The following is a 25368-nucleotide window of genomic DNA, read 5'->3' on the forward strand; positions in this document are numbered from 1 at the left end:
CCGGGGACTCAGGCCGGTGCCACGGCAGGAGGCTGGTTGTCAGCCGGTCATGAGGGGGTTACTTCGGCATCAGGACTGTGTCCACCATGTAAACCGTGGCGTTTGCCGTCTGGACGCCGCCGCAGATGACGCCGGCGTCGTTAACCTTCAGGGCGTCTTTGGAGCCCGTCACCGTTACCGTGCCGCCTTGGACCGTGGCGTGGGTTCCCACGATTTCATCGGGCGAGATCTGGCCGGGTACCACGTGGTAGGTCAGGATCTTGCTGAGCAGGGCGTCGTCGGTCTTGAGGGTCTCGATGGTTGCTGCGTCGATTTTCGCGAAGGCATCGTCAACGGGGGCGAAAACGGTGAACTCGCTGCCATTAAGGGTGTCCACGAGGTTTACCTTGGGATTCAGCTTGCCCGACACGGCCGCCGTGAGGGTGGTCAGGATCGGGTTGTTGGATGCCGCGACCGCCACCGGATCCAAAGCCATTCCGGCAACTGAACCCGCGCCCTCCGGCACCTGGGCAGCGTAGCCTGCGCAGCCTGCACCGACCAGGTTTGCAGCCGGATCCATCATTTTGGACTCTGTGGCTGTCGGGCTGGGTGCCGGGGCGCTGGAGGCTGAAGCTTCAGGAGCCGCAGAGCCGGGAGCCGTGCTGGCGGTTCCGCCGCAGGCGGTGAGGCTGAGCAGGGCTGCGGCGGCAACACTTGCAACGGTGAAAGATGTGCGCTTGATGGACTGCATTTCGATTCTCCTTGATAGGGCCGGTCTGTAGTTGAGCCAGACCGTCTTTTGTCTACTGGTGCCGTGAATCCGACTGGCGGGCACCGTCTCCTGCTTGGTGCCTCACTGGGTATTCGGCTTTTTGCGACCAACGGATGGGTGCAAGGGGGAGAATCTTTTTCCGGGCTGGTTTTCGGCGAGGGTCCTGGCTCTTAAATTGCAGTAGCCCCGACCGTAAGGCCGGGGCTACCAACAACTGACTAACAGTGCGCAAGGGGGGACTTGAACCCCCACGCCCGAAGGCACAGGAACCTAAATCCTGCGTGTCTGCCAATTTCACCACTCGCGCTTGGCGTCGCCGTCGTAGTACCTGCATCAATCGCTAATGCCCGACGGCGGATGCCAGCCTTTATTGTATCGTCCGTATCAGCTATCCAGCTTCAGGTCCCGGCGCAGCTTTGCGACGTGACCGGTTGCCCTGACGTTGTACTGGGCAACTGCAACCTTGCCCTCGGGGTCGACGACCACTGTGGAACGGATGAGGCCGTCATAGGTGCGGCCATAGTTCTTTTTTTCTCCCCAGGCCGCATAGGCCTCGGCCACTGCATGGTCCTCGTCTGACAGCAGGGGAAATTGGAGCCCCTCCTGATCTGCGAACCGTGCGAGTTTGTCCACCGGATCCGGAGAGATACCAAGGACCTCGTAGCCGGACGCCTGCAGGGAAGCAAGGTTGTCACGGAAATCACACGCCTGCTTGGTGCATCCGGGGGTCGAGGCTGCCGGATAGAAGTAGACCACGGTGCTGCGGCCACTGTAGTCCGAAAGGCTGACGTCCTTGCCAGTACTGTCCTTCAAGGTAAATTCGGGTGCTTTTGCTCCCGGTGTGAGACGTTCAACCACTTTTTTCTCCTTCGAAACTTTCAGGACACTCAAGCCTAATGACCTTTGGAGTCGGAGACCGAATCGGACGCTCGCTATACTAAGTGGTATGCCTGATATGGATCGCTGGCCCACTGGGCGCCTATTGTCCACTGCGGCACGCCTCGTTGAACATTCCTGGAATGAAAAACTGGGTGCAATTGGACTGACGCACGCCGGAGTCATCGCCATGGAAGTGCTGTCCCTTAATGGACCCATGACTCAGGCACAGCTTGCCCAATTAGTACGCGTCCAGGCGCAGACCATGGGTAAGACGCTCAGCCGGCTCGAGGCGCACGGGCACATCCGCAGGGAACGCAGCACTTCGGACCGGCGCAGCCACGTAGTCACACTGACAGACCGTGGGAGTGAGGCCGTATCAGCGGCCGCGGACATGGAACGCTCCGTGCTGGCATCGGCATCCATTGACCCCGATGTTCTCCGGCAGGAGTTGAGGGCAGTGGTGGTGGAGCTCGCCAAACGCTTCTCATCTCCGGAAACCAAGGCGATTGTTGCCAGCGCCGAATCCGGCATGGTTGTGGACGTCAACCAGGTTGTCTAAGCCGGTTCATTAGGCCAGGGGCACGCAACGGGGACCCCTGCAGCCCCATCGCCGACGGCTTCCAGTACACATCAGCTCGCTGCCGTGAAGGTACGGGTTTCCAAAAGCCAAATTTCTTTCCGGCGCCAGCGTGGATTTTGAGCATCACCATCCAACCGGGCTTGACGCTGAATTGAACGAGTGGCTGCGGCCTGAAGTCATTTGCGTGTGTCGGGGTGCGGCCGCAGGCAAAACAAAACCCCGCCTCGCTGGCCTGACGGCCTGCAAGACGGGGTTTTCGCTTGGTGCACCCCCCGGGACTCGAACCCGGAACCCATTGATTAAGAGTCAATTGCTCTGCCAGTTGAGCTAGAGGTGCAGCTGTTGTTTCGTATTCCGGAAGGCGGTTTATTTCCCCCGTTGTTCTTCGCAACGACATGAAACTCTACACGAGAATGTGCGCCGTGTGAAATCGGCAGGGACTCGTCCTCGGTGGCTACCCGGAGATGTCCAGAACCAATATGGAATCAGGGTTTCGGTTGTTCGTGAGAGCCCATAACGATCCGTCCGGGGCTAGGGCGACATCGCGGATCCGGCCGTACTCCCGTGTGAAATAGCTCACCGGGTTTCCTGCTTTTTCGCCGATCAGCGGCACCGACCACACCCGCTGGCCCCGCAGTGCTCCGAGGTAGGCCGTGGAGCCGATGATTTCCAGGCCGCTTGGTGAGGATTCCGCGGTTGAAGGCCACACCACCGCGGCATCGATAAAGCCGCTGCGCCCAGGGTTCCCAGTGACGCTGGGCCAACCGTAGTTTCCCCCTGCGACAATGAGATTCAGTTCGTCATTGACGTCTGGCCCAAATTCACTGGCCCAGAACCGTCCCTGGCTGTCCCATGCGAGGCCTTGGACGTTACGGTGACCAATGCTGTACACCGGGTTGTTTCCGAAGGGATTCCCCGGTGCAGGACGGCCGTCAGGAGTCAATCGGAGGATCTTTCCACCCAATGCGTTTGGATCCTGCGGCTGTTCACGGCGCTGGGAATCTCCGGTGGCAACGTAGAGGAAACCGTCAGGGCCAAACCGGATCCGTCCGCCGTTGTGTGTGGATGCCTTGGAGATCCCGGAAAAGATGATTTCCGGTTCGCCGGCGTCCAAGGCCTGGCCACCGGTCTCGTTGAGGCGAAGCCGCGCAATCCGGTTGTCATCCTGGGCTGTGAAGTAAAGGTAGAGGTAACGATCCGAACTGAAACCGGGGGACAACGCAAGGCCCAGCAAGCCACCTTCACCACCGGGAACCACACCAGGAACCCGTCCTATCTCCTGGCTCTGACCGTTCCGGACGCCCTTGAGGAGAGCACTGTGGCGCTCGGATATCACTGCAGTGCCGTCAGGAAGGAAGACAATCGACCACGGCACCTGAAGCCCGACGTCAATCTGCCGGGCCACCCGCGGTGGCAGTGCGGGAGTGGTGGCCGCTGGCTGTCCGGGAGCGGCCGCTGACTCCCCGGGAGTGGCGGTTAAGGTTGTTGAAGGTGCGTTGCCCGTGGGAGGGCCACCATCTCCTTCCGCGGTACAGGCCGACACAGAGAGCGAAAGGGCCAGCAAAATGCCTGTCATGGAGGCCGTCCCCGACCTTCCGCCGGCATAGTTCGCCGGACGCACTCTCATAGACGGGAAGAGTCTGCCCCCCGAATCCACCTTCTTTAGTCCGGTATCACTGGCGCAAGCGGAAGGACATGGTCAGAGCCGGGTCCGGCGTGGCGGGCGGAAGCCAGCGGCTTCGGCGTGGGCGACGGACTCAAACCAGACACCAGCCGGAGCATCCTCAAAGGCCGGATTGGTCTCCTCGAAGTACGTCATGGATTCCGCGTCGCCTTTGACCGTGTAGCCAGCTGGGCCCGAACCGTCGGCTGCAGCCGCAGCTGAACCCTCACCATAGGGCTGCTCTACCGCCAAATGGCCGCTAGGCTCTGCTGTGTGACTCAGCGAGGACTCCGTCACGGCTGAAGATTCGGCTCGTTGCAGGGTTTCCTCATCGGGATCAAGCGCAGCTGCCGGTGCGGGGGTGTGGGCTGCTGCCGCCCCGGTTGTGGCTGTCTCCGTGGGGGCTCCCTCTGACTGTGCTGAGTCTTGGACGGCCGATTCTGCAGCCGCAGATTCGGCACCTGGGAGTGTCGGCGCGTGGGCCCCGGTGTACTCGTGATCGTCGTGGTGGTGTCCGTCGTGGTGGTGTTCAGCAGGAGCCGGCATGGACTGGCCGGGTGCCGACGTGCTGCCCTCTGACCACTGGGCTTCCCATTCAGCCTTGTCCGCGTCCTCTGCTTTGTCTTTAGCCGTTCGGGCCTCGGCTGCCGAAGCGGAAGCGGAGTGCGTCCGCGAGGGTTCGACGTCGGCGTCCCAATCGTCCACGTCTCCGCCATCCGGTGCCGGAGCCTCGGCCCAGTCAGCGTCCCTGGGCGCCGCATCCGTCGCGGGTGTATGTTCTTCGGCTTTGGGGTCAGTGGTGGCTGCTGAGGCGGTTGGCGCTGAGGGGGCGGGGTAGGCGGAGCTTCCGGAATTTTCAGTTTCCCTGACTGGCGCTGTGGGTGCCGGCGCTGCGGGAGCTGATGTGACAGGTTCAGGGGCTGATGGTTCAGGGGCGGCAGGCGTTGCTGCTGCTGCGGGGACGCTCTGCCCTCTCACCGATTCGGTCTGTGCGTCCGAAGCCCCGCCCCGGTCTGACGCCAAGGCAGAGCCCCGGCTGTTGCGGTTGAGCAGCCACCAGACAACGGCCACGATGAGAATGATGACAATGACCCAGATAAGCCAATCCATAGCAAAGCCTTTCCCTCAATAACCAAGGTGCCGATGCTCGACGTTACGTCCGCGTCAAGGTGACTGTCTAGGTTTGTCAACCGCGTCAACAAGCGATTCACCGGGACGGTGCTGGAAAACTCACTGAAGGAGCAATCGGCAGGGACCTTCCGGCACGCCTGTGTGACAAACGCCACACCAGCATCGGTATTACGAAGTCGCGTCTCAGCATGCGGGACAGACGTCCAACATATGGTCGAAATATTCCAGCCATTTAGCCTTAAGTCGTGTTGGCAGGTCGTTAGGGCCCCCTCGGGAGCCATAGACTTTGACCCATGAGTGAGACCACCCAAACCGCGACAGAAATCAAGCCGGACATCAAGCCCCGCAGCCGGGTCGTCACCGATGGAATCCATGCCGCCCCAGCGCGTGGCATGTTCCGTGCGGTGGGTATGGGGGATGACGACTTTGCCAAACCCCAAATCGGCGTCGCGAGCTCCTGGAATGAAATCACTCCCTGCAACCTCTCCCTGAACAGGCTCGCCCAGGGTGCCAAGGAAGGTGTCCATGCAGGCGGGGGTTTCCCCATGCAGTTCGGCACAATCTCCGTTTCCGACGGAATCTCCATGGGCCACGAGGGCATGCACTTCTCCCTTGTTTCCCGCGAAGTCATCGCTGACTCCGTCGAGACCGTTATGCAGGCGGAGCGGATCGATGGCTCGGTCCTTTTGGCTGGCTGCGATAAGTCACTGCCCGGCATGCTCATGGCCGCTGCGCGCCTGGACCTGGCCAGCGTCTTCCTCTACGCCGGATCCATCATGCCCGGCTGGGTGAAGCTTGAAGATGGGTCGGAGAAGGAAGTTACCCTCATTGACGCCTTCGAGGCCGTCGGCGCCTGCGCAGCCGGAAAGATGAGCCTCGGAGACCTCGAACGCATTGAAAAGGCCATCTGTCCCGGCGAAGGTGCCTGCGGCGGTATGTACACGGCCAACACAATGGCGTGCATCGGCGAGGCACTCGGAATGTCCCTGCCGGGATCCGCTGCGCCGCCCTCGGCTGACCGCCGTCGTGATGAATTTGCCCGTAAGTCGGGTGAGGCCGTGGTGAACCTGCTCCGCCTTGGGATCACTGCGCGGGACATCATGACCAAAAAAGCGTTTGAGAACGCTATTGCCGTGACCATGGCCTTCGGCGGCTCCACCAACGCCGTCCTCCACTTGCTCGCGATCGCCCGCGAAGCAGAAGTCGAGCTCACGCTGGATGACTTCAACCGCATCGGCGACAAAATCCCGCACCTCGGTGACCTCAAGCCGTTTGGCCGTTATGTCATGACGGATGTGGATAAGATCGGCGGCGTGCCGGTCATCATGAAGGCACTGCTCGACGCCGGACTGCTGCACGGGGACTGCCTCACCGTGACGGGCAAAACCCTCGCCGAAAACCTCGCGTCCATCAACCCGCCGGACCTGGACGGCAAGATCCTGCGGGCCCTGGACAACCCGATCCACAAGACCGGCGGTATCACCATCCTGCACGGCACCATGGCACCGGAGGGTGCTGTCGTAAAGAGCGCAGGGTTCGACGCCGACGTTTTCGAGGGAACTGCCCGCGTCTTCGAGCGCGAGCAGGGAGCGCTCGACGCGCTGGACAAGGGCCAGATCCACGCAGGCGACGTCGTTGTCATCCGCTACGAAGGTCCCAAGGGCGGTCCCGGCATGCGGGAAATGCTCGCGATCACCGGGGCCATCAAGGGCGCCGGCCTCGGCAAGGATGTTTTGCTCCTAACTGACGGCCGTTTCTCGGGCGGCACCACCGGGCTCTGCATCGGGCACGTTGCACCGGAAGCAGTCGACGGCGGTCCCATCGCCTTTGTAAAGGACGGTGACCGGATCCGCGTGGATATCGCCGCCCGCAGCTTCGACCTCCTGGTGGACCCGGCCGAGCTCGAGTCGCGTAAAGAGGGCTGGGCTCCGCTGCCCGCGAAGTTCACCAAGGGCGTGCTGGCCAAGTACGCCAAGCTGGTGCACAGCGCCTCCACCGGCGCATACTGCGGGTAGCAGCACGCAGTTCGGCGGCTGAATCCAACTGAGTCGCAGCAGATGTTGTTACGAGCAATAAAGACAGCATCTGCTGCTATCAGTTGGGCGAGGCGGCCATGTAGTGGACAATGATGTCCAAATGGTGAGATCGCAAGTTGCTCCGTTGACACGTATCTCACTTAGAGGGAACACTGAACGCATGATCGCATTCGTTACCGACGTCGTCGTACTTACCAAGCGCGTGGCTAAATAGCCCGACTGGTAACGAACTGTCACGCGCAACCCCTCGAAGAGCCCATCAGGCTGAGGGGTTTTTTTATTGCCGCGAAGCATCATCACGAAGTTCCACCCGCTGTAACCGCTAATTCAAGATCCACTAAGGAAGAGTCCGATGAGCAAAGGATCGCCGATCAGCCCCTCGCTGATGGCTACAAAGTCCGCTGGAGCCCCCAAGGCTCCAGAACGCGTCGACCGCCCCACTGACGCGGGTGTCGACATTGCTGCAGCCGCCTCTCCTGTCCTTGGGCCGAACAACGTTGTACCCCCAACGGTGATGACCGGCTCAGAAGCTATTGTGCGTTCGCTCGAAGAACTCGGCGTCGACGATATTTTTGGTTTGCCCGGTGGCGCGATCCTGCCTACCTATGACCCTTTGATGGCTTCCGGAATGAATCACGTTCTGGTCCGTCACGAACAGGGAGCCGGCCACGCCGCGCAAGGCTATGCCATGGTTACGGGAAGGGTTGGCGTCTGCATCGCCACGTCCGGCCCGGGAGCCACCAACCTCGTTACCGCCATCATGGACGCCCACATGGATTCCGTGCCCATGGTTGCGATCACCGGCCAGGTATCCAGCGGAGTCATCGGCACCGATGCCTTCCAGGAAGCCGACATTGTGGGCATCACCATGCCCATCACCAAGCACTCGTTCCTTGTAACGGATCCGAATGAGATCCCACACGTCATGGCCGCCGCTTTCCACCTGGCTTCGAGTGGCCGTCCCGGCCCGGTCCTGGTGGATGTTGCCAAGGACGCCCAGCAGGGCAAGATGACCTTTTCCTGGCCGCCCAAGATCGACCTGCCCGGTTATCGGCCCGTGGTCCGCGGACACAACAAGCAGGTCCGGGAGGCCGCACGCCTTATTGCTGCTGCCAGCAAGCCCGTCCTCTATGTGGGCGGCGGCGTCGTCAAGGCCCACGCCTCAGCAGAGTTGCGCGAACTAGCGGAACTGACAGGCGCCCCTGTGGTCACCACCCTCATGGCCCGTGGCGTTTTCCCGGATTCGCACCCCCAGCACGTTGGCATGCCAGGTATGCACGGTACCGTTTCCGCCGTCACGGCATTGCAGCAGTCGGATCTCCTGATCACGCTTGGAGCCCGCTTTGATGACCGGGTGACCGGGATCCTGAAGACCTTCGCGCCCAACGCCAAGGTGATCCATGCCGATATCGATCCCGCGGAAATCTCCAAGAACCGGACAGCTGACGTTCCCATCGTCGGTTCGGTCAAGGAGATCATTCCGGAGCTCACAGAGGCAGTACGCACCCAGTTTGAGGCTTCCGGTACCCCGGACCTGCAGAGCTGGTGGGCGTTCCTGAACAACCTCCGCGAAACCTACCCGCTGGGTTGGACCGAACCTGAGGACGGCCTCGTAGCCCCGCAGCGTGTTATTGAGCGCATCGGCGCGTTGACCGGCCCGGAGGGTATCTACGTGGCCGGCGTCGGGCAACACCAGATGTGGGCTGCACAGTTCATCAAGTACGAGCGGCCCCACCAGTGGCTGAACTCAGGCGGTGCGGGCACCATGGGTTACGCGGTGCCTGCGGCCATGGGCGCCAAGGTTGGCGAACCCGACCGCGTGGTGTGGGCCATCGACGGAGACGGCTGTTTCCAGATGACCAACCAGGAACTTGCTACGTGCGCCATCAACAAGATCCCCATCAAGGTGGCCGTCATCAACAACTCCTCGCTGGGTATGGTGCGGCAGTGGCAGACCCTCTTCTATGAGGGCCGCTACTCCAACACCGATCTCAACACCGGCCACGACACCGTCCGTATCCCGGACTTCGTCAAGCTGGGGGAGGCCTATGGCTGTGCTTCCTTCCGTTGCGAACGCGTCGAGGACATCGATGCCACTATCCAGAAAGCGCTGGAAATCAACGACAGGCCCGTCGTCATCGACTTCGTAGTCAGTCCCAACTCCATGGTGTGGCCGATGGTCCCTGCCGGAGTAAGCAACGACCAGATCCAGGTTGCCCGCAACCTGACCCCGGAATGGGAAGAGGAGGACTGATCATGAGCCGCCACACACTGTCCGTTCTGGTCGAAGACAAGCCCGGTGTGCTGACCCGCGTGGCCAGCCTGTTTGCCCGCCGCGCCTTCAACATCAATTCTTTGGCCGTAGGCCCCACCGAAGTGCCGGGCATGTCCCGCATGACCGTTGTGGTCGACGCCGACGGTGACCTGATCGAACAGGTCACCAAACAGTTGAACAAGCTGGTCAACGTGATCAAGATTGTTGAACTGACTTCCGAATCCTCCGTGCAGCGCGACCACATCCTGGTCAAGGTACGGGCGGATGCCGCAACCCGTTTGCAGGTGACCCACGCTGCAGATTTGTTCCGTGCTTCAGTAGTCGACGTCTCCACAGATTCAGTGGTCATTGAAGCAACCGGCCATCCCGAAAAACTGACGGCACTGCTTTCCGTGCTGGAACCTTTCGGAATCCGCGAAATTGTGCAGTCCGGCACTTTGGCCGTTGGACGGGGATCCCGCTCCATGAGTGACAGGGCCTTGCGCAGCGCTTAGGCACTGCGGAAGGCACTCCACCACCACTGACAAGCTCCACCTGCAAGCAACACCAAAGAATCCACTCAAAAGGAGACACCCAAGTGACTGAAATGTTTTACGACGACGACGCCGACCTGTCGATCATCCAGGGACGCACCGTTGCCGTTATCGGTTACGGCTCCCAGGGCCACGCCCACGCCCTCAGCCTTCGCGATTCAGGCGTTGACGTCCGCGTCGGCCTGAAGGAAGGCTCCAAGTCCCGGGCCAAGGCCGAGGCCGAGGGCCTGCGCGTCCTGAACGTTGCCGACGCCGTTGCCGAAGCCGACCTGATCATGGTCCTTACCCCGGACCAGGTCCAGCGCTTCGTCTACGCCGAGGACATCGCACCGAACCTGCAGGCCGGTGACGCCCTCTTCTTCGGCCACGGCTTCAACATCCGCTACGGCTACATCAAGCCGCCGGCCGACGTCGACGTCGCCCTGGTTGCCCCCAAGGGACCCGGCCACATCGTGCGCCGCGAATTCGAAGCCGGCCGTGGCGTTCCCGACCTGATCGCGGTGGAGCAGAACGCTTCCGGCAAGGCCAAGGAACTGGCCCTGTCTTACGCCAAGGCAATTGGCGGCACCCGTGCAGGCGTTATCGAGACCACCTTCACCGAAGAGACCGAAACGGACCTCTTCGGCGAGCAGGCTGTTCTCTGCGGCGGCGCATCGCAGCTCATCCAGTACGGCTTCGAAACATTGACTGAAGCCGGCTACAAGCCCGAGGTCGCCTACTTCGAGGTTCTGCACGAGCTCAAGCTCATTGTTGACCTCATGGTGGAGGGTGGCATCGCCAAGCAGCGCTGGAGCGTCTCGGACACGGCGGAATACGGCGACTACGTCTCCGGCCCGCGCGTCATCACTCCCGAGGTGAAGGAAAACATGAAGGCTGTCCTCGCGGACATCCAGAACGGTGCCTTCGCCAAGCGCTTCATCGACGATCAGGACGCCGGCGCTCCGGAGTTCGCAGAGCTGCGCAAGAAGGGCGAAGACCACCCCATCGAGACCACCGGCCGCGAACTGCGGAAGCTCTTCTCCTGGATCAAGACCAATGATGACTACACAGAGGGCTCCGTAGCCCGCTAGGTCGTGCTTTTCGCATAACCGAGGTACCGGAAAATGGCCGGGTTCACACTTCACAATGTGGGCCCGGCCTTTCTGTCGGCCTAGACTTGTTATACCCCCCGGACTGCAACGCAGAGGATCAGCCGTGTCAAAACCCGTAGTACTGCTCGCCGAAGAACTTTCGCCCGCCACAGTCGAGGCCCTGGGCCCGGACTTCGAAATCCGCCAGACCGACGGCGCCGACCGTTCCCAGCTGCTGTCTGCGATCATCGACGTCGACGCCATCCTCGTGCGCTCAGCCACCCAGGTGGACGCCGAGGCAATCGCCGCGGCCAAGAACCTGAAGGTTATAGCCCGTGCCGGCGTCGGGCTCGACAACGTGGACATCAAAGCCGCCACCCAGGCCGGCGTCATGGTGGTCAACGCCCCGACGTCGAACATTGTCTCCGCCGCTGAACTGACCGTTGGCCACATCCTCAGCCTCGCACGCCACATCCCGCAGGCCAGCGCCGCCCTGAAGGACGGCGAATGGAAGCGCTCCAAGTACTCGGGCATCGAGCTCTTTGAGAAAAAGGTAGGCATCATCGGCCTCGGCCGCATCGGCGCCCTCGTCGCTGCCCGCCTGCAGGGCTTCGAAACCGAAATCCTCGCCTACGATCCGTACATCACCTCGGCCCGGGCCGCGCAGCTCGGCGTCAAGCTCGTCACCCTCGACGAGCTGCTGGCCCACTCGGACTTCATCACCATCCACATGCCCAAGACCCCCGAAACGGTCGGCATGCTGGGCGCTGACGCCTTCAAGAAGATGAAGAACACCGCCTACGTCATCAACGTGGCACGCGGCGGCCTGATCGACGAGGAAGCCCTCTACACGGCCCTGCAGGACGGCGACATCGCCGGCGCCGGCGTCGACGTCTTCGTCAAGGAGCCCAGCACCGACCTTCCGTTCTTCAAACTGGACAACGTCGTGGTCACCCCGCACCTTGGTGCATCCACTGACGAAGCCCAGGAAAAAGCCGGTGTGTCAGTAGCGAAGTCGGTCAGGCTTGCCCTTGCCGGTGAGCTGGTCCCGGACGCCGTCAACGTGGCAGGCGGCATCATCGCGCCCGACGTCCGCCCCGGTATTCCCCTCATTGAAAAGCTGGGCAGGATCTTCACCGCTCTCACTCACGATTCCCTGACCCAGATCGACGTCGAGGTTGCCGGCGAAATCGCCGCGCTCGACGTCAAGGTCCTGGAGCTTGCAGCCCTCAAGGGCATCTTCGCGGACGTCGTGACCGAGCAGGTCTCCTACGTCAACGCCCCCGTTATCGCCGAACAGCGCGGCATCAACACCCGCCTGATCACCACTCCCGAAGCCGAGGACTACCGCAACGTCCTGACCCTTCGCGGCGCCCTCAGCGACGGCAGCCAGATTTCCGTGGCAGGAACGCTGACGGGCCCCAAGCAGGTTGAGAAACTGGTGGGAGTCAACGGCTACGACGTCGAAATCCCCATCAGCGAGCACCTCGTGGTGGTTTCCTACGCTGATCGGCCCGGCGTGATCGGTACTATCGGCCACATCCTGGGCATGAACAACATCAACATTGGCGGCATGCAGGTCGCGCGGCAGACTGAAGGTGGCCAGGTGCTCGCGCTCCTGACCATCGACAGCTCCGTGCCGCAGCAGGTTCTTGACGCGATCAAGGCCGGCATCGGCGCTGAAATGGTGCGCGAGGTTGACCTCGAAAACTGAGGCCAAGCCTCAGGTGAACCATTAGTGACAGAGTTGTAACTTCTGGCACGTATGATTGGCCGGTCTGCTTTCTCCGACTGAGTCCCTTTGGGGCATCCAGCCGGCGGGCCGGCCAATCTTGTTCTGCACATCCGGCAGGGGACACCTTCACATCCGTTTGGAGTGAACAGTGGTGTGCGCGCACGCAAATCCAGCTTTCAGGAGCCCAATGAACGCCGTCCAGAGGTTCATCAGAAGCAGAGTGCTGATGTTGACCGCGGCCATATTGATCGTCGCCATGTGCCTGTCCGTCCTCGTCCAGGGACAGTCACAAGCGGCGCTCAACCGAACAGTCGACGAGAATTCGCGAGGACTTTACGACATCCTCGTGCAACCCAAGGCGGGTGCCGGCGGCTCGCTCATGCAGCCGGAAATCGCCAATGGCCAGGGCGGAATCAGTTTTGATCAACTGGAAGCCCTCCGGAAGCTCTCCGGAACTTCCGTGGCCGCCCCCATCAGCCTGGTTTCCCGCGTCAGCCAAAACCTTGAGGCCCCACGGCTGGACGCCATGGACTACCTAGGCTTCAACGCCGGACTGGTAGGAACTGCGACAGCCGGAGAGCCCGGGGGTACCGACCCCAGCAAGTGGCCGGCGGCGGAATCCGTATTGACCGATAAGGCCAAAACCTACCGCCTGACGGCCAGCGCTGTGAGCTCTGACGGCCACTCGGAGCAGACGCTGTTCAAGTCCATGGCCGAAGGGTCTCTGGGCAAGGCTCAGCTCATCGAGGAGGAGACTCCCGGCGGAAAGAGTATCCGTATTGCCGGCCCAAGTGGGGAGACGGGCATCAAGTTCCCCGCCCCGGCCGGCGGATCGGAGCACAATCTCTTCAACCTCTCGGTGTCCCTGCCGCTGGCACCCCAGGTGACCGAATCCGTCGTCGCGGTTGATCCGATCTCCGAACGCGCACTCCTGGGAAGCGCCGGGGACTTCCTGGCGCCCCTCGAGAAGGCACCGCCTGCCGACGCCCGCAATGCGGGAGCGATCGGCCGGCACTTCGAAAGCCTCTTCACCACAGGCATCAGCATGAAAGAACTCGAAGAGGGTCCTGATTTCCTGGGCGTCAAACTGAAGTACTGGGCGCCGCTCATGACCCAGTACCAGCAGGCCAAGCGGAACGGCCAGCTGACCGACGACTCCCAGGCCATCCCGCTGATCGTACGTTCCGGGACCTCCCTCGACCTGAAGTACTCGGTCAAAATCGAGGAAATCGACGGTTCCGGCAACGTGGTCAAGGACGTGGGTACTGTGACCAAGTCGCTGGACAAGGACTACCTGCCCTTCGTCTCAAAGTCCCCGTTCGCGTTGTCATGGCCGGGATCCAAGGACTACTCCCAGCTCCTCGGCAACTCCGGCAACTTCAGCCAGGGCCTTTACAACCCGGCACAGTGGACCACCGATTTCGCCTCGGCTCCCAAATACACAGACGGCGACACCGCAGACAACGGGGCGCAGGAGAAGACCGCCGTCCCCGGTGAATGGGTCACCGTGAACCGGCTTCCGGAAAAGGACGCCGCGGGCACACCTGTCGACCAGACCCAGCGCAAGCCCGTGGACGAACGCGCGTACAGGGAAAGCCTGGAAACCGGCAAGAAGCTCGCGCCGCCGCTGGCCATGGTGTACGGGACCTTTGACCCCGCCAAGGTTCAGGATGCGGCCGGCGACGTCAACAGGCTGCCTTTGGGCGGCTACGATCCGTCACCCATGACACTCGTGAAAGACGCCGAGGGCAAGGACATTACGGACGCGCCGCTCAAGCCGTCCCTCAGCGCCACCGGCCTGGTAAGCCAGTCCGCCGGCGCCATCACCGATTACTACGGCCTCGCCGCGGCACGGGGTTACGACCAGAACGCCTCTGTCATCGATGCCGTCCGTGTCCGTGCCAAGGCCCCGGGCAGCTGGAAACAGGCGCATCCTGACGTCGACAAGCTTGCTGCCGAGATCCGGGACATGGGACTCGACGCGACCATTGTGGCCGGATCCGCTCGTGAAGATGCCAACATCTTCGTTCCCGGTTATTCCAAAGACGATGCGGGCAAAGAATCCGACCTCGGCACCGTCACACAATCGTGGGTCCGTCAGGATGCTGCGGACGCCGTTTCCGGCTCGCTGACAGGGACCAACCTCACCCTGCTGTTCCTGACATTGTGCGGTGCCGCATTGCTGACCGGCGCGTCCACTGTCAGCTACATCCGGCAACGCCGGACGGAAGCGGGAACTCTTCGTGCCATGGGCTGGACCCAGCGCCGGATCCGTTCCTGGGTCCTTGCCGAATTCGGTGTGGGAGCGGCAATGCTGGCGATCGCCGGAACTGTCCTCTCGCTGGTGACCTGGAACCCTGCCACGGCCATCGTCTCGGCGTCTGTCCTGACGCTGTACCTGGCTGCCGCATTCTTCGCCGCCCGCCAGCTTCGGCACCGTGAAGACGTGGACCAGGAGCCCCAGCACGACGAGCGGCTGATTCCTGTGGACTCGCCACTCACCTTCGCCAACCGCCAGCTGACGGCCAATAAGTTCAATACGTTGTCCCTGGCCGTGGCAGTCGGAGTCTTCGGTGCAGCAGTAGGCGGCCTGATTGCCCTGCTGATCGATATTCCCCGGGCCGCCGGTGCCAGCGCACTCAGCGGGATTGCGGCGGCAAGTATCGCCCTTCCGAGCATCATCCTGGCACTTTCGGGTGTGGCGGTCGGGCTGTTGCTGACACTGGTGACCGGCCGCTTCGAACTTCAGGCAAAACGCCAATACCTGGGGACTTTGAAGGCCATGGGGTGGAACCCGGACATGCTCGGCCAGGTCCGGTTCTTCGAAAACGCCCTGGTGGGTTCAGTGGCCCTTCCGCTGGGTGTTCTTGGCGCCCTGGGGATCGGTATCCTCCTGGCCCCCTACGCCGCTTTGTGGGCCGGCCTCGCCGGGCTGCTGGCTGTACTTTGCTGGATTCCAATTGCAACGAAAGTGGTCCGATGACTAACGACCTGAACTTTGACGACGATTTTTCCGGAACCGACATCGGTGATGGTTCGCTTCAGACCCGCGCCAACACCATCCTGAAGGCCGAGGACCACCGCACACCCCTTGAGCTGAGCAACATCACCATCCGTTATGGCGGACAGAAGGGCGGCGCGGAAGCAGTCAACGTCGTCGAGGGCTTCAACCTTGTGCTCCACGCCGGCGAGATGCACTGCGTCGCAGGGCGAAGCGGCTCCGGCAAGACCAGCATCCTGACCGTCGGCGCCGGGCTCAGCCTGCCGACGTCGGGACGCGTCTACTGGGAAGGCCAGTCGTTGGAAAGCATGGGCGACGACGAGATCGCCGACCGCCGTCGCGCTCTGATCGGTTATGTGGACCAAGGAGGGGCACTGATTGATGGCATGAGCGCCCTGGAGAACGTGCTTCTCCCTGCTGTGCCCGACGGAGAGGTGGACCAGCGGAGGGACATGGCAAAGGACCTCCTGGACCTCGTTGGCCTGGGCAGGCGAATGCGCCACCGCCCGGCACAGCTGTCCGGCGGTGAGCGTCAGCGTGTTGCGATCGCCCGTGCACTGATCCTGGGAACCCGCGTGCTGGTGGTGGATGAACCGACGGCCAGCCTCGACCGGGCGTCGGCCAACCGCATCATCAGCATCCTCAAGGACACAACTTCGGATGGAATCGCTGTTCTGGTCGCTTCACATGACCACGAACTGGTCCGCCTGAGCGATACCCTGACCGAACTGATCTAGATTTGCAGTAGGCGCGCACACCAGCGGCCCATTGTCCCTTCGCACTAAAAGGTATTTTCCGCCAGTGACTTCCTCAGACAAGCCTCCGTATTACCTCACCACGGCCATCACGTACCCCAACGGAGTGCCGCACATCGGCCACGCCTACGAGTACATTGCCACCGACGCAATGGCCCGCTTCAAGCGGCTCGACGGCTATGACGTGATGTTCCTGACGGGTACTGATGAGCACGGCATGAAGATCGCCCAGACCGCGGAGAAGGAAGGCATCACTCCCAAGGAGCTGGTGGACAGGAACGCCGAGGTCTACAAGGGTGCCCACGCCGCCCTGGGGATCTCCTACAACCGGTTCATCCGCACCACCGATGCCGACCATTACGCAGCGTCCCAGGCAATCTGGAAAAAAATGGAAGCCAACGGCGACATTTACCTCTCCAAGTACGAGGGCTGGTACTCCGTCCGGGACGAAGCGTTTTACGTCGAAGACGATACCCTGGTGAAGGACGACGGCATCCGGTACTCCCGTGAGACGGATACCGAGGTGACCTGGACGGCCGAGGAAAGCTACTTTTTCCGCCTTTCGGCATACCAGGACCGGCTGCTGGCGCTCTACGAGGCCCAGCCGGAGTTTGGTGCGCCGCAGTACCGCTTCAACGAGGTCATCAGCTTCGTCAAGCGCGGCCTGGAGGACCTCTCTATCAGCCGCACGACGTTTGACTGGGGCGTTCCGGTTCCAGGCAACGACAAGCACGTTATGTACGTGTGGGTGGATGCGCTGACCAACTACCTCACCGGGGTGGGTTACCCGGACGTGGATGCAGAGTCCTTCGGCAAGTTCTGGCCGGCGGACCTGCATATCATCGGCAAGGACATCAGCCGCTTCCACGCCATCTACTGGCCGGCATTCCTGATGAGCGCGGGACTGGAACTTCCCAAGCGCATCATGATCCACGGCTTCCTGAACAACAACGGGGTCAAGATGTCCAAGTCCCTGGGTAACGTCGTGGCGCCGGCCGATTTCGTGGAGCAATACGGACTCGATCAGGTGCGGTTCTTCTTCCTCCGGGAGGTGCCCTTCGGGGCCGACGGCAGCTACAGCCACGATGCAATCGTGGGGCGGACCAACGCCGATCTGGCCAACAACTTCGGCAATCTCGCTCAACGCTCACTCTCCATGGTGGCGAAAAACTGCGGCGGCCAGGTTCCTGTTCCCGGTCATTTCACGGCCGTGGACGAGGCCTTGCTCGGCCAGGCCAACGGTCTGCTTGAAGCAGCCAGGAGTGCCTTCGAGAAGCAGGAATTCAGCCGCGCACTGGAGGGTATCTGGGCCGTTCTTGGCGATACGAATGCCTACTTCGCCGAGCAGGCACCTTGGGTGCTGCGGAAGACCGACGTCCAACGCATGAACACGGTCCTTTACGTCACGCTGGAGGTGCTGCGCATCGTCTCCATCCTCGTGCAGCCGGTCATGCCGACGTCGTCAGCGGCTCTGCTGGATACCCTCGGCCAGCCGGAAGGGGAGGTGCGCCAGTTCTCAGCCATCGCGACGCCGATCGTGCCGGGTACCGTCCTCCCCGCCCCGGCGCCGGTGTTCCCTAAGTACGAAGAGCCCGCCGAGGCTTAGGACGCTCCCTCACCTTCTTGAGTTCTAGCGGTCGTTGCAACACCCAGAGTTTTGGGAGTTGCAACGACCGTGTCGTCTTTGTCGAAAGAAGCGTCGGGCCGAGGGAAGTACACGCAGGAGCAGAAAGAGGAGTTCTTCGCCGTTCTGGACCGGGTCAGGAATGTGACCGTCGCCGCAGCCGAGCTTGGGCTGAACCGGATGACCTGTTATCACTGGACCCGCGCTGCGGGCATGGCCGGAAAGCGTCCGGACTCTTCGAGGCGTGAGGAGTTCCTGCGGTTGCGCAAGGCTGGCCTGGGCCGGCAAGAGGCCGCCGGGAACGTGGGTGTGAGCGTCCGCACGGCCAGGGACTGGGACAAGGGAATCCGACACTCCGGCAGCCGGCGCTTTTACCCTGACGGACGAGTTGTGGACTACAAACGGGGTGTGACCACTTCGACGACTGCCGCTGGTGGGACCGGGACGGTTCCCGGCCCCCAGATCCCCGTCTCGGAGTTGGAGAAGGCTATCGATCCGCGTTATCTGTCTTTGTCAGAGCGTGAAACGATCCGGGACATGTCAGCAACCGGGGCGTCTCTGCGGGCGATTGCGTCCGCATTGGGCAGGTCGGCTTCGACCATCAGCCGAGAACTCTCCCGCAACACCACCTCAAACCTCGGCTATCAGCCGTATGCGGCGCAACGGGCCGCTGCCGCCCGCCGTCCCCGGCCCAAGGATCGGAAGCTGCTAACAGTGCCCCGGCTGAGGGAATACGTTCAAACCAAACTGCTCGTGCGCCAATCACCGGAGCAGATCAGCAACACTTTGATCAAGGACTTCCCCAACGATCAGGAAATGCGCGTGAGTACAGAGACGATTTACCAGGCCCTCTACTTCCAGGCCCGCGGAGGTCTCAAACGCGAAATCCAGACCGCCCTCCGCACCGGCAGGACCCGCCGCAAACCCCACAACACCGGTGAACAACGCACTCAACGATTCAGGGACCCGATGGTGATGATTTCCGAACGCCCACCCGAAATTGAGGACCGCGCCGTGCCTGGCCACTGGGAAGGGGACCTGATCACCGGGGCATTGAACCAGTCCGCTATCGGGACCCTCGTCGAGCGCACGACCCGGTACGTGATGCTCGTCCATTTGCCCAATGACCACACCGCCGAAACCGTCCGCGACGGCCTCATCAACACCATGACCACGCTGCCGGCCCATCTCCGCGGTTCCCTGACTTGGGACCAGGGCGCAGAAATGGCCAACCACAAATCCTTCACGCTCGCCACAGACATGCAGGTCTACTTCTGCGACCCCGCGAGCCCCTGGCAGCGCGGATCGAACGAGAACACCAACGGGCTCCTGCGGCAGTACTTCCCCAAAGGCACCGACTTATCCGTCTACGGACCCGAAGACCTCGAACACGTAGCCCAGGAACTAAACGCCAGACCACGCAAAACGCTCGGCTGGGATACCCCGGCCGAGCGCCTCCGTGATCTACTTTTGACCACATAGCTACCATCTGTGTTGCAACGACCCCCAGAATCCGCCCTTTCGCGGGTTTTGGGCCGACGCTCCCTCACCTTTCGCGCCATTAAGCTAAACCCTCCCTCACTTGTATGACACAGGTGAGGGAGGGTTTGCCGTTTTACTGCGGAAGGTGAGGGAGGGTTTGCCGTTTTACTGCGGAAGGTGAGTGAGCGTTTGGCACCAGGTCAGGTGGTGGCCAGGCCCTCCACAGGGGAGAGCCGGGCGGCGCGCCGTGCGGGCATAACCGACGCCAGCAACCCAGCCACGATCGCAATGCCGAAGACGGCCAACAGTTGGAGCCAAGGGACCGCCGGGGCCACATCTGCCACACTGCCGAGGGCGGACTTGGCGCCGAGCCAGCCATAGATGATCCCCAGGATTGTGCCCAGCACCGCTGCGACGCCAGCCACCAACACTGCCTCGATGGCCAGCATTCCCCGAAGCTGTCCACGCGTCAGGCCGAGGGCGCGCAGGAGCGAGTTCTCCCTGGTGCGTTCCAGTACGGACAGGGACAGAGTGTTTGCCACGCCAATCAGGGCGATGACCACTGCCACGCCCAAGAGGCCGGTAACCACCAGCAAAAGGACATCAATGATCTCGTTGAAAGTAGCCCGTTCAATCGCGGCGCCGCTGACGGAAGCTGCAGGTACCTTCAGGGCCGTTGCCACAGACTGCTGGACGTCGCGAACTGCGTCCCCGGTGATCTCCTTATCCAGCAGGAGCCACAGGGTCGGTCCGTCGGCTGTCTCCGGGGCATCGGCTGAATGGGCGGGGGCCGATGCGCCCGGGACTAAAGCCAAAGTGCGGCTGTCGATGAGGGGTGACATGTTGCGGGTCTTGAGCACCACGGGTTCAAGTTGGATCGTGCTTCCGCCCACGGTCATGGTCACCGGCGTGTTAGGTGAGTCCTCAGGAAGGTAGATCTTGCCGGGCTCCGGCCTCAAGGTTGAATCCCGTAACACACCGGCATCGGACGCTGCCAGGGAGTACACGGGGACGTCGGCGCCGTCGAGCTTGACGGTCCCGGCTTCCGGCAACAACGCAGCAGCCTTCACTCCATCGATCGCCTGAACCGCTTCAACCTGGCTCTTTAACGACTCCGGGGAAGCAAGCACCGCCATGTCCACGGGATAGTTCTGGGCCAGGACCTGGTCAAAGGCGAGACGGGATGACGACGCCCCGGTCATCATCAGGGTCACCAGGGTGACGCCGATCAGGAGTGCTGCCGCAGTCACGGACGTCCGTCCCGGGTTCCGGACGGCGTTGCGGGCAGCCAGATGGCCGGGCACCCCGGAAGGAGCGGCCAGCCGGCCTGCAAGTGCCACGAGCTGCGGCACGAACAGGGTGGCACACAGCAGCACTCCCAGAAAGGACAATGCGCCTCCGGCCAGAGCAATGAGCAGTTGATTGCTCCACGCCCCAAATCCTAAGGCCGCAGCCCCGCCCAAAAGCGCCAGTAATCCTCCCACGAGACGAAGACGGCCTTTCGGGTTCCCTAGCGCTGCCGGATCGGCAGGGCGGAGGGCGGCTAGGGGCGCCACCGCTGTGGCTGCCCGCGCAGGGATTAGGGCGGCGATGACGGTCAGGAGCATTCCTACGGCCAACCCTGTGAGGATGGCCGACGGCGGTATAGAGAGCGTGGCAAAAGCCCTGTCAGGCTGGCTCTTGGCCCAGGCGATGAGCGCGGACATGAGTCCAGCACCGGCCAGAACTCCTGCCGCCGATGAAACCGCTCCAACAAGCAACGCCTCAAACAGGACAGACCCACGGATCTGGGAACGGCCAGCACCAAGGCACCGGAGCAGGGCAAGCTCACGGGTGCGTTGCGCCACCAGGACGGCAAAGGTGTTGCTGACAACCAGCGCCGACACCACCAGTGCCACCCCTGCGAATGCCAGCAGGATCACTGTCAGTTCGTCCTTGCCTGAGCTGAACTGTGCCACCTGGTAGGTCACCTGTTCCGTCGCGGTCCGCAGTACGGCGTCGCCCGCCCCCGCGTTTGCGAGCGCAGCCGCAACCTGCCCCTTAGCTGTTGCATCGCCGTCGCCGGCCATTACAACCTGGATCGCTTCCAGGCTTTGCCCATCGCCGGCAAGAGTGCTGACCGCGGGCGTCTGGGCCAACAACTGGGGTAGGGCGGACGCGAAGGGATCGTTGCTGGGAACCAGGACTCCAGTGACGGTCAAGGCCACGGTGGTGGAAGCGTCTCCGGCTATGAGTTTGAGTTGCTGGCCGATTTGCAGGCCGTAGCGTGTGACGGTGTCGGCATCTACGGCGACTTCACTCGCCGTCTGTGGATAGCTGCCGGTTTTAAGAATTGACGGTTCCAGAGCATCGGGGGCAAGATTCCGGATGCGTCCGGACACTTCGTCTCCTCCGACGGCGAATGCAGTGAAGGCCGTCTGCTGACCGTAGACAGCCGTAACACCAACAAGGCCGCTGACGGATGCGATGGCTGCCTGCTCCAAGGGAGCTGTGCCAGGCGAAGCGATGAGATCAGCCTTGCGGTAGGTCTCGCCCACGCTGGCACCGAGGGAGGCCTGGGTGCTCGCGCTGACCATAAGCGTGGTGGAGAGGAAGGCAACGGACAACATCACGGCAAGCCCGACGGCGATAAATCGCCTGGCGTGCGTAGTGAGTTGGGAGAGTGCAACACGGAGCATGACTATGCCCCCAGCTTGCCGAGTGCAACGAGGATGCTCTCAGTGGTGGGGTTCCGCAGTTCGCCCACCAACCCGCCGTCGCTCATCAGCACAACGCGGTCCGCGTAGCTGGCCGCCACGGGATCATGCGTCACCATGATGATCGTCTGGCCCATCTCCTGGCTGCTGCGGCGGAGCAGCGCCAGGACTTCCCCGCCAGACTTTGAATCCAGGTTGCCGGTGGGCTCATCTCCGAAGATGACGTCCGGACGGGTCAGCAGCGCCCTGGCGACCGCAACGCGCTGTTGCTGCCCGCCGGACAATTCGTGCGGACGGTGGGAGAGACGGTCTTTGAGCCCCAGAATAGTCACGACCTCCGTGAACCACGCAGTATCCGTCTTGGCTCCGGCGAGCGCCAGCGGGAGGGTGATGTTCTGTTCCGCCGTCAGCGTGGGGACAAGGTTGAACGCCTGAAAGACAAAGCCGATCCGTTCCCGGCGGAGGGTTGTTAGTTGCTTATCGTTGAGCCCGGTAATTTCGGTGCCGCCCACGGTGATCCTGCCGTCGTCAGCGGTGTCCAACCCGGCGAGGCAGTGCATGAGGGTTGATTTTCCGGATCCGGATGGGCCCATGATGGCCGTGAATTTGCCGGCTTCAAAACTTACGCTGACGTTTCGGAGGGCCATCACCCTGGTTTCAGCGCGGCCGTAGCCCTTGGAGAGCGAGAAGGCTTCGACGGCGGATTGGGCGGTGGCGCTGTCATGGCCGGATTGTGGGAGTTGCATGGAAGTTGTCATGCTTCCACGCTATTGAGGGAAAGCAGCCACGCCGTCGTGCCCAGGGCTGGTCAATGCGATGGGTTCCTCATACCGGGGGAGGAGACGGCGTCGATATTTATGCGCCCGGAGTGACCACGCCTGTCTCGTAGGCGATGACCACAATCTGAACGCGGTCCCGGGCATGCAGTTTCGCCAGAATATGCCCCACATGCGTCTTGACCGTGGCTTCTGACAGGAAAAGCCCGGCAGCGATTTCGGGATTGGACTGGCCCTGGGCGATGAGTTCGAAGACTTCGCGCTCACGGGCGGTGAGGCGCTCGACGGCGGCGCTGTGCATCGCCTGCTCAGGCCCTTGGGTGCGAAGCAACGGGGCAACGTGGTCCAACAGCCGCCGTGTGGTGGACGGCGCCACAACGGCATCACCTCGATGCACGGTCCTGATGGCGTTCAGTAGTTCCTCTGGCGGGGCGTCTTTCAGGAGGAAGCCGCTGGCACCTGCCTGGATGGCAGCCAAGGCGTACTCGTCCAGGTCGAACGTTGTCAGCACGACGATCTTGATGTCGGCCCTTCTGGAGCCTGTGGGGGCCGCGGCTGCCTGCTCCAGGAGCCGGGCAGTTGCCTCGATCCCGTCCATTCCGGGCATCCTGACATCCATGAGCACCACGTCAGCCACGGTGGCATTGAGCGACTGGATGGCCTCGATACCGTTGCCGGCTTCGACCACCACTTGCAAGTCAGGCTGCGAATTGATGAGCATGCCGAAGCCCGAACGGACCAGGCGCTGGTCATCCACCAATGCCACCCTGATCACCTCTGATGCATCCGTTCGTGTGGCTGCTGTTTCCTGGCTGAAATCAAACCCGGGAGGAACGCTTACCTGAAATTCTCGGGTCATAGGGTTATGCCTCCGTGTAGGGGATGAATGCCGAAACCTGGAAGCCGCCGCCAGCGGCCGGCCCGGCCTCCAGTGAACCATCGTAGAGGCTGATACGTTCGCCCATGCCGTGCAGTCCGTTGCCCTCCCCGTGGGTTGTATCTGCAGCAGCGCCATGACCGTCGTCCGTAACTTCCAGCCTGAGCCCTGATGACTGCCACTGCATTGAAGCGCTTGCTTTGGCCTGTGATCCGGCGTGCTTGAGTACATTCGTGAGCGCTTCCTGGAGTACTCGGTAGGCCGTTAGCTCCGCGCCTGAGGGTAAGGCGCGGCGTGGGGTTCCACTTTGTTCGAATCTCAGGGGCAGGCCGGCAGCGCGGAATCCCAGGAGGAGTTCGTCCAAATCCGTCAGGCCGGGGAGTGGCCGCGTTGAGGCTTGTTCGTCGCTGCGCAGCACCCCCAGGAGCCGGCGCATTTCATTCAGCGAACTGCGTCCGGCGGAGGCGATCGTCTCGAGCGTCGCTGTAGCGATTCTCGGGTCGGAAGCAGCGGCGTAGCGGCCGCCGTCGGCCTGGGTAATGATTACCGAGAGCGAGTGAGCCACGATGTCGTGCATTTCACGTGCAATATGGGATCGTTCATCGGCCGCTGCCAGCAACCGTTCCTGGTGCTGTTCAATCTCCAGACGGCGGGTCCGGTCCTCAAGCGCCTGCAGTTGCAGCCGCCGCACGCGCGTAAGGTCGCCCAGAGTCCAGCTGACCATCACAAGCATCCAGATCAGGACTGTATAGAGAACCCCGATGCTCAGGCCCAAAATGCCGGATTCCGACGGGCTGGTGAAGTACCGGGTGGTGAGCATAACGCCGCCCACGAGGCCGAGTGCCAGGACAGAGCGGCTCGCCCAGGCCGGTCCGTAGGCAGCCACGGCATAGATAACCAGCGGTACAGCAAGCTGTCCGACCACAGGCTCCACTGCGAAAGCCCACTGCACCAGGCAGACGACGGCGATCGCCGCTGCTGCCGCTACTGGCCGGGTGCGGCGCCAGGCCAAGGGGATCAGGAGGCTGCAGGACAAGGCAAACAGCAGCGGCCGGTCAGCCAGCAGGTAAACCGGACCAAATGCCAAAAACAGGAGGCCGGTGGCAGCGATGTCCACTTTGAACGGGTTGTTCCGTACCCAGCTGTACAGAGCGTGACGTTTATCCACTGTGAAACTCTATTTCCTCAGCAGCTCCGGGGCGTCATACCGTAGGCGGACATTTCCGGTGTCCCACCGTGACGCTCACTCACGTTTCGCAGGTTTTTGGGGGACCCTCCCTCACTTGCGGGACAGAAGTGAGGGAGGGCTGGCGGTTTTACGGCGAAACGTGAGGGAGGGTTTGCTGCACGGAACCCAGGAGTCTGCAAGTAGCGGCAGGTACAGGAGTGAGTGACGTGGCGCTGAACCAAGTACTCGAGGCTCTGCGAGTTATCGAATAAACGCGTACCGGCTACTCGGGCTTATTAATTGGCACAAATTTAGCCTGAAAAGGCAAAGCGAACT

18 protein-coding genes and 2 tRNA genes are annotated in these 25368 nt (G+C 62.1%); 10 read left to right on the top strand and 10 right to left on the bottom strand.

What is annotated here, in order from left to right; translation table 11 throughout:
* Positions 1–58: 58 nt before the first annotated feature.
* From M1E02_RS08000 to bcp, 3 genes are all read right to left on the bottom strand, one after another.
* Positions 59–730, bottom strand: coding sequence for a fasciclin domain-containing protein (locus M1E02_RS08000; protein ID WP_479377546.1), 672 nt, complete (start codon positions 728–730; stop codon positions 59–61).
* A 246-nt stretch (positions 731–976) separates the two neighbouring features.
* A tRNA-Leu gene (locus tag M1E02_RS08005) sits at positions 977–1058 on the bottom strand.
* A gap of 77 nt (positions 1059–1135) precedes the next feature.
* A complete protein-coding gene (gene bcp, locus M1E02_RS08010) occupies positions 1136–1609 on the bottom strand; it encodes a thioredoxin-dependent thiol peroxidase (RefSeq protein ID WP_479377547.1) in 474 nt (157 codons plus the stop codon).
* 97 nt (positions 1610–1706) lie between these two features.
* Between bcp and M1E02_RS08015 the strand changes: the two genes are divergently transcribed.
* On the top strand, positions 1707–2189 hold the full coding sequence (locus M1E02_RS08015; protein WP_479378097.1) for a MarR family winged helix-turn-helix transcriptional regulator: 483 nt from the start codon (positions 1707–1709) through the stop codon (positions 2187–2189).
* 282 nt (positions 2190–2471) lie between these two features.
* Here M1E02_RS08015 and M1E02_RS08020 read toward each other — a convergent pair.
* From M1E02_RS08020 to M1E02_RS08030, 3 genes are all read right to left on the bottom strand, one after another.
* Positions 2472–2547, bottom strand: a tRNA-Lys gene (locus M1E02_RS08020).
* A 117-nt stretch (positions 2548–2664) separates the two neighbouring features.
* The gene (locus M1E02_RS08025) at positions 2665–3786 is read right to left on the bottom strand and encodes a PQQ-dependent sugar dehydrogenase (protein ID WP_479377548.1); all 1122 of its coding nucleotides are present in this window, start codon (positions 3784–3786) and stop codon (positions 2665–2667) included.
* Between the two features lie 123 nt (positions 3787–3909).
* The gene (locus M1E02_RS08030) at positions 3910–4983 is read right to left on the bottom strand and encodes a sunset domain-containing protein (RefSeq protein WP_479377549.1); all 1074 of its coding nucleotides are present in this window, start codon (positions 4981–4983) and stop codon (positions 3910–3912) included.
* 314 nt (positions 4984–5297) lie between these two features.
* On the opposite strand from M1E02_RS08030, the gene ilvD reads away from it, so the two are divergent.
* The 9 genes from ilvD to M1E02_RS08075 all read left to right on the top strand — a co-directional run bounded on the left by ilvD (position 5298) and on the right by M1E02_RS08075 (position 19515).
* On the top strand, positions 5298–7019 hold the full coding sequence (gene ilvD / locus M1E02_RS08035) for a dihydroxy-acid dehydratase (RefSeq protein WP_479377550.1): 1722 nt from the start codon (positions 5298–5300) through the stop codon (positions 7017–7019).
* Positions 7020–7392: 373 nt separating this feature from the next.
* Positions 7393–9294: an acetolactate synthase large subunit gene (locus tag M1E02_RS08040; protein WP_479377551.1), complete on the top strand. Its 1902-nt coding sequence runs from the start codon at positions 7393–7395 to the stop codon at positions 9292–9294.
* 2 nt (positions 9295–9296) lie between these two features.
* Positions 9297–9809: an acetolactate synthase small subunit gene (ilvN, locus tag M1E02_RS08045; RefSeq protein ID WP_247043049.1), complete on the top strand. Its 513-nt coding sequence runs from the start codon at positions 9297–9299 to the stop codon at positions 9807–9809.
* An 83-nt stretch (positions 9810–9892) separates the two neighbouring features.
* A complete protein-coding gene (gene ilvC / locus M1E02_RS08050; protein WP_247043051.1) occupies positions 9893–10918 on the top strand; it encodes a ketol-acid reductoisomerase in 1026 nt (341 codons plus the stop codon).
* Between the two features lie 124 nt (positions 10919–11042).
* Complete coding sequence (gene serA, locus M1E02_RS08055; RefSeq protein ID WP_479377552.1) at positions 11043–12632, top strand: phosphoglycerate dehydrogenase; 1590 nt, start codon at positions 11043–11045, stop codon at positions 12630–12632.
* Positions 12633–12840: 208 nt separating this feature from the next.
* On the top strand, positions 12841–15636 hold the full coding sequence (locus M1E02_RS08060; RefSeq protein WP_479377553.1) for an ABC transporter permease: 2796 nt from the start codon (positions 12841–12843) through the stop codon (positions 15634–15636).
* On the top strand, positions 15633–16391 hold the full coding sequence (locus M1E02_RS08065) for an ABC transporter ATP-binding protein (RefSeq protein ID WP_479377554.1): 759 nt from the start codon (positions 15633–15635) through the stop codon (positions 16389–16391). Before M1E02_RS08060 ends, M1E02_RS08065 begins: the two co-directional genes overlap by 4 nt.
* A 64-nt stretch (positions 16392–16455) precedes the next feature.
* Entirely contained in the window at positions 16456–18015 is a 1560-nt protein-coding gene (metG, locus tag M1E02_RS08070; protein WP_479377555.1) for a methionine--tRNA ligase, read from the top strand.
* A gap of 294 nt (positions 18016–18309) precedes the next feature.
* Entirely contained in the window at positions 18310–19515 is a 1206-nt protein-coding gene (locus tag M1E02_RS08075) for an IS30 family transposase (protein WP_479378098.1), read from the top strand.
* Between the two features lie 200 nt (positions 19516–19715).
* On the opposite strand, the gene M1E02_RS08080 is transcribed toward M1E02_RS08075, so the two are convergent.
* From M1E02_RS08080 to M1E02_RS08095, 4 genes are all read right to left on the bottom strand, one after another.
* On the bottom strand, positions 19716–22193 hold the full coding sequence (locus tag M1E02_RS08080; RefSeq protein WP_479377556.1) for an ABC transporter permease: 2478 nt from the start codon (positions 22191–22193) through the stop codon (positions 19716–19718).
* 2 nt (positions 22194–22195) lie between these two features.
* Positions 22196–22969 (bottom strand): ABC transporter ATP-binding protein, encoded by a 774-nt coding sequence (locus M1E02_RS08085; protein ID WP_479377557.1) that lies wholly within the window; start codon positions 22967–22969, stop codon positions 22196–22198.
* Between the two features lie 97 nt (positions 22970–23066).
* On the bottom strand, positions 23067–23708 hold the full coding sequence (locus tag M1E02_RS08090) for a LuxR C-terminal-related transcriptional regulator (protein WP_479378099.1): 642 nt from the start codon (positions 23706–23708) through the stop codon (positions 23067–23069).
* A 142-nt stretch (positions 23709–23850) separates the two neighbouring features.
* Positions 23851–25032 (bottom strand): sensor histidine kinase, encoded by a 1182-nt coding sequence (locus tag M1E02_RS08095; RefSeq protein ID WP_479377558.1) that lies wholly within the window; start codon positions 25030–25032, stop codon positions 23851–23853.
* Positions 25033–25368 lie beyond the last annotated feature (336 nt).

Source organism: Arthrobacter sp. Z5-13 (assembly GCF_056499105.1).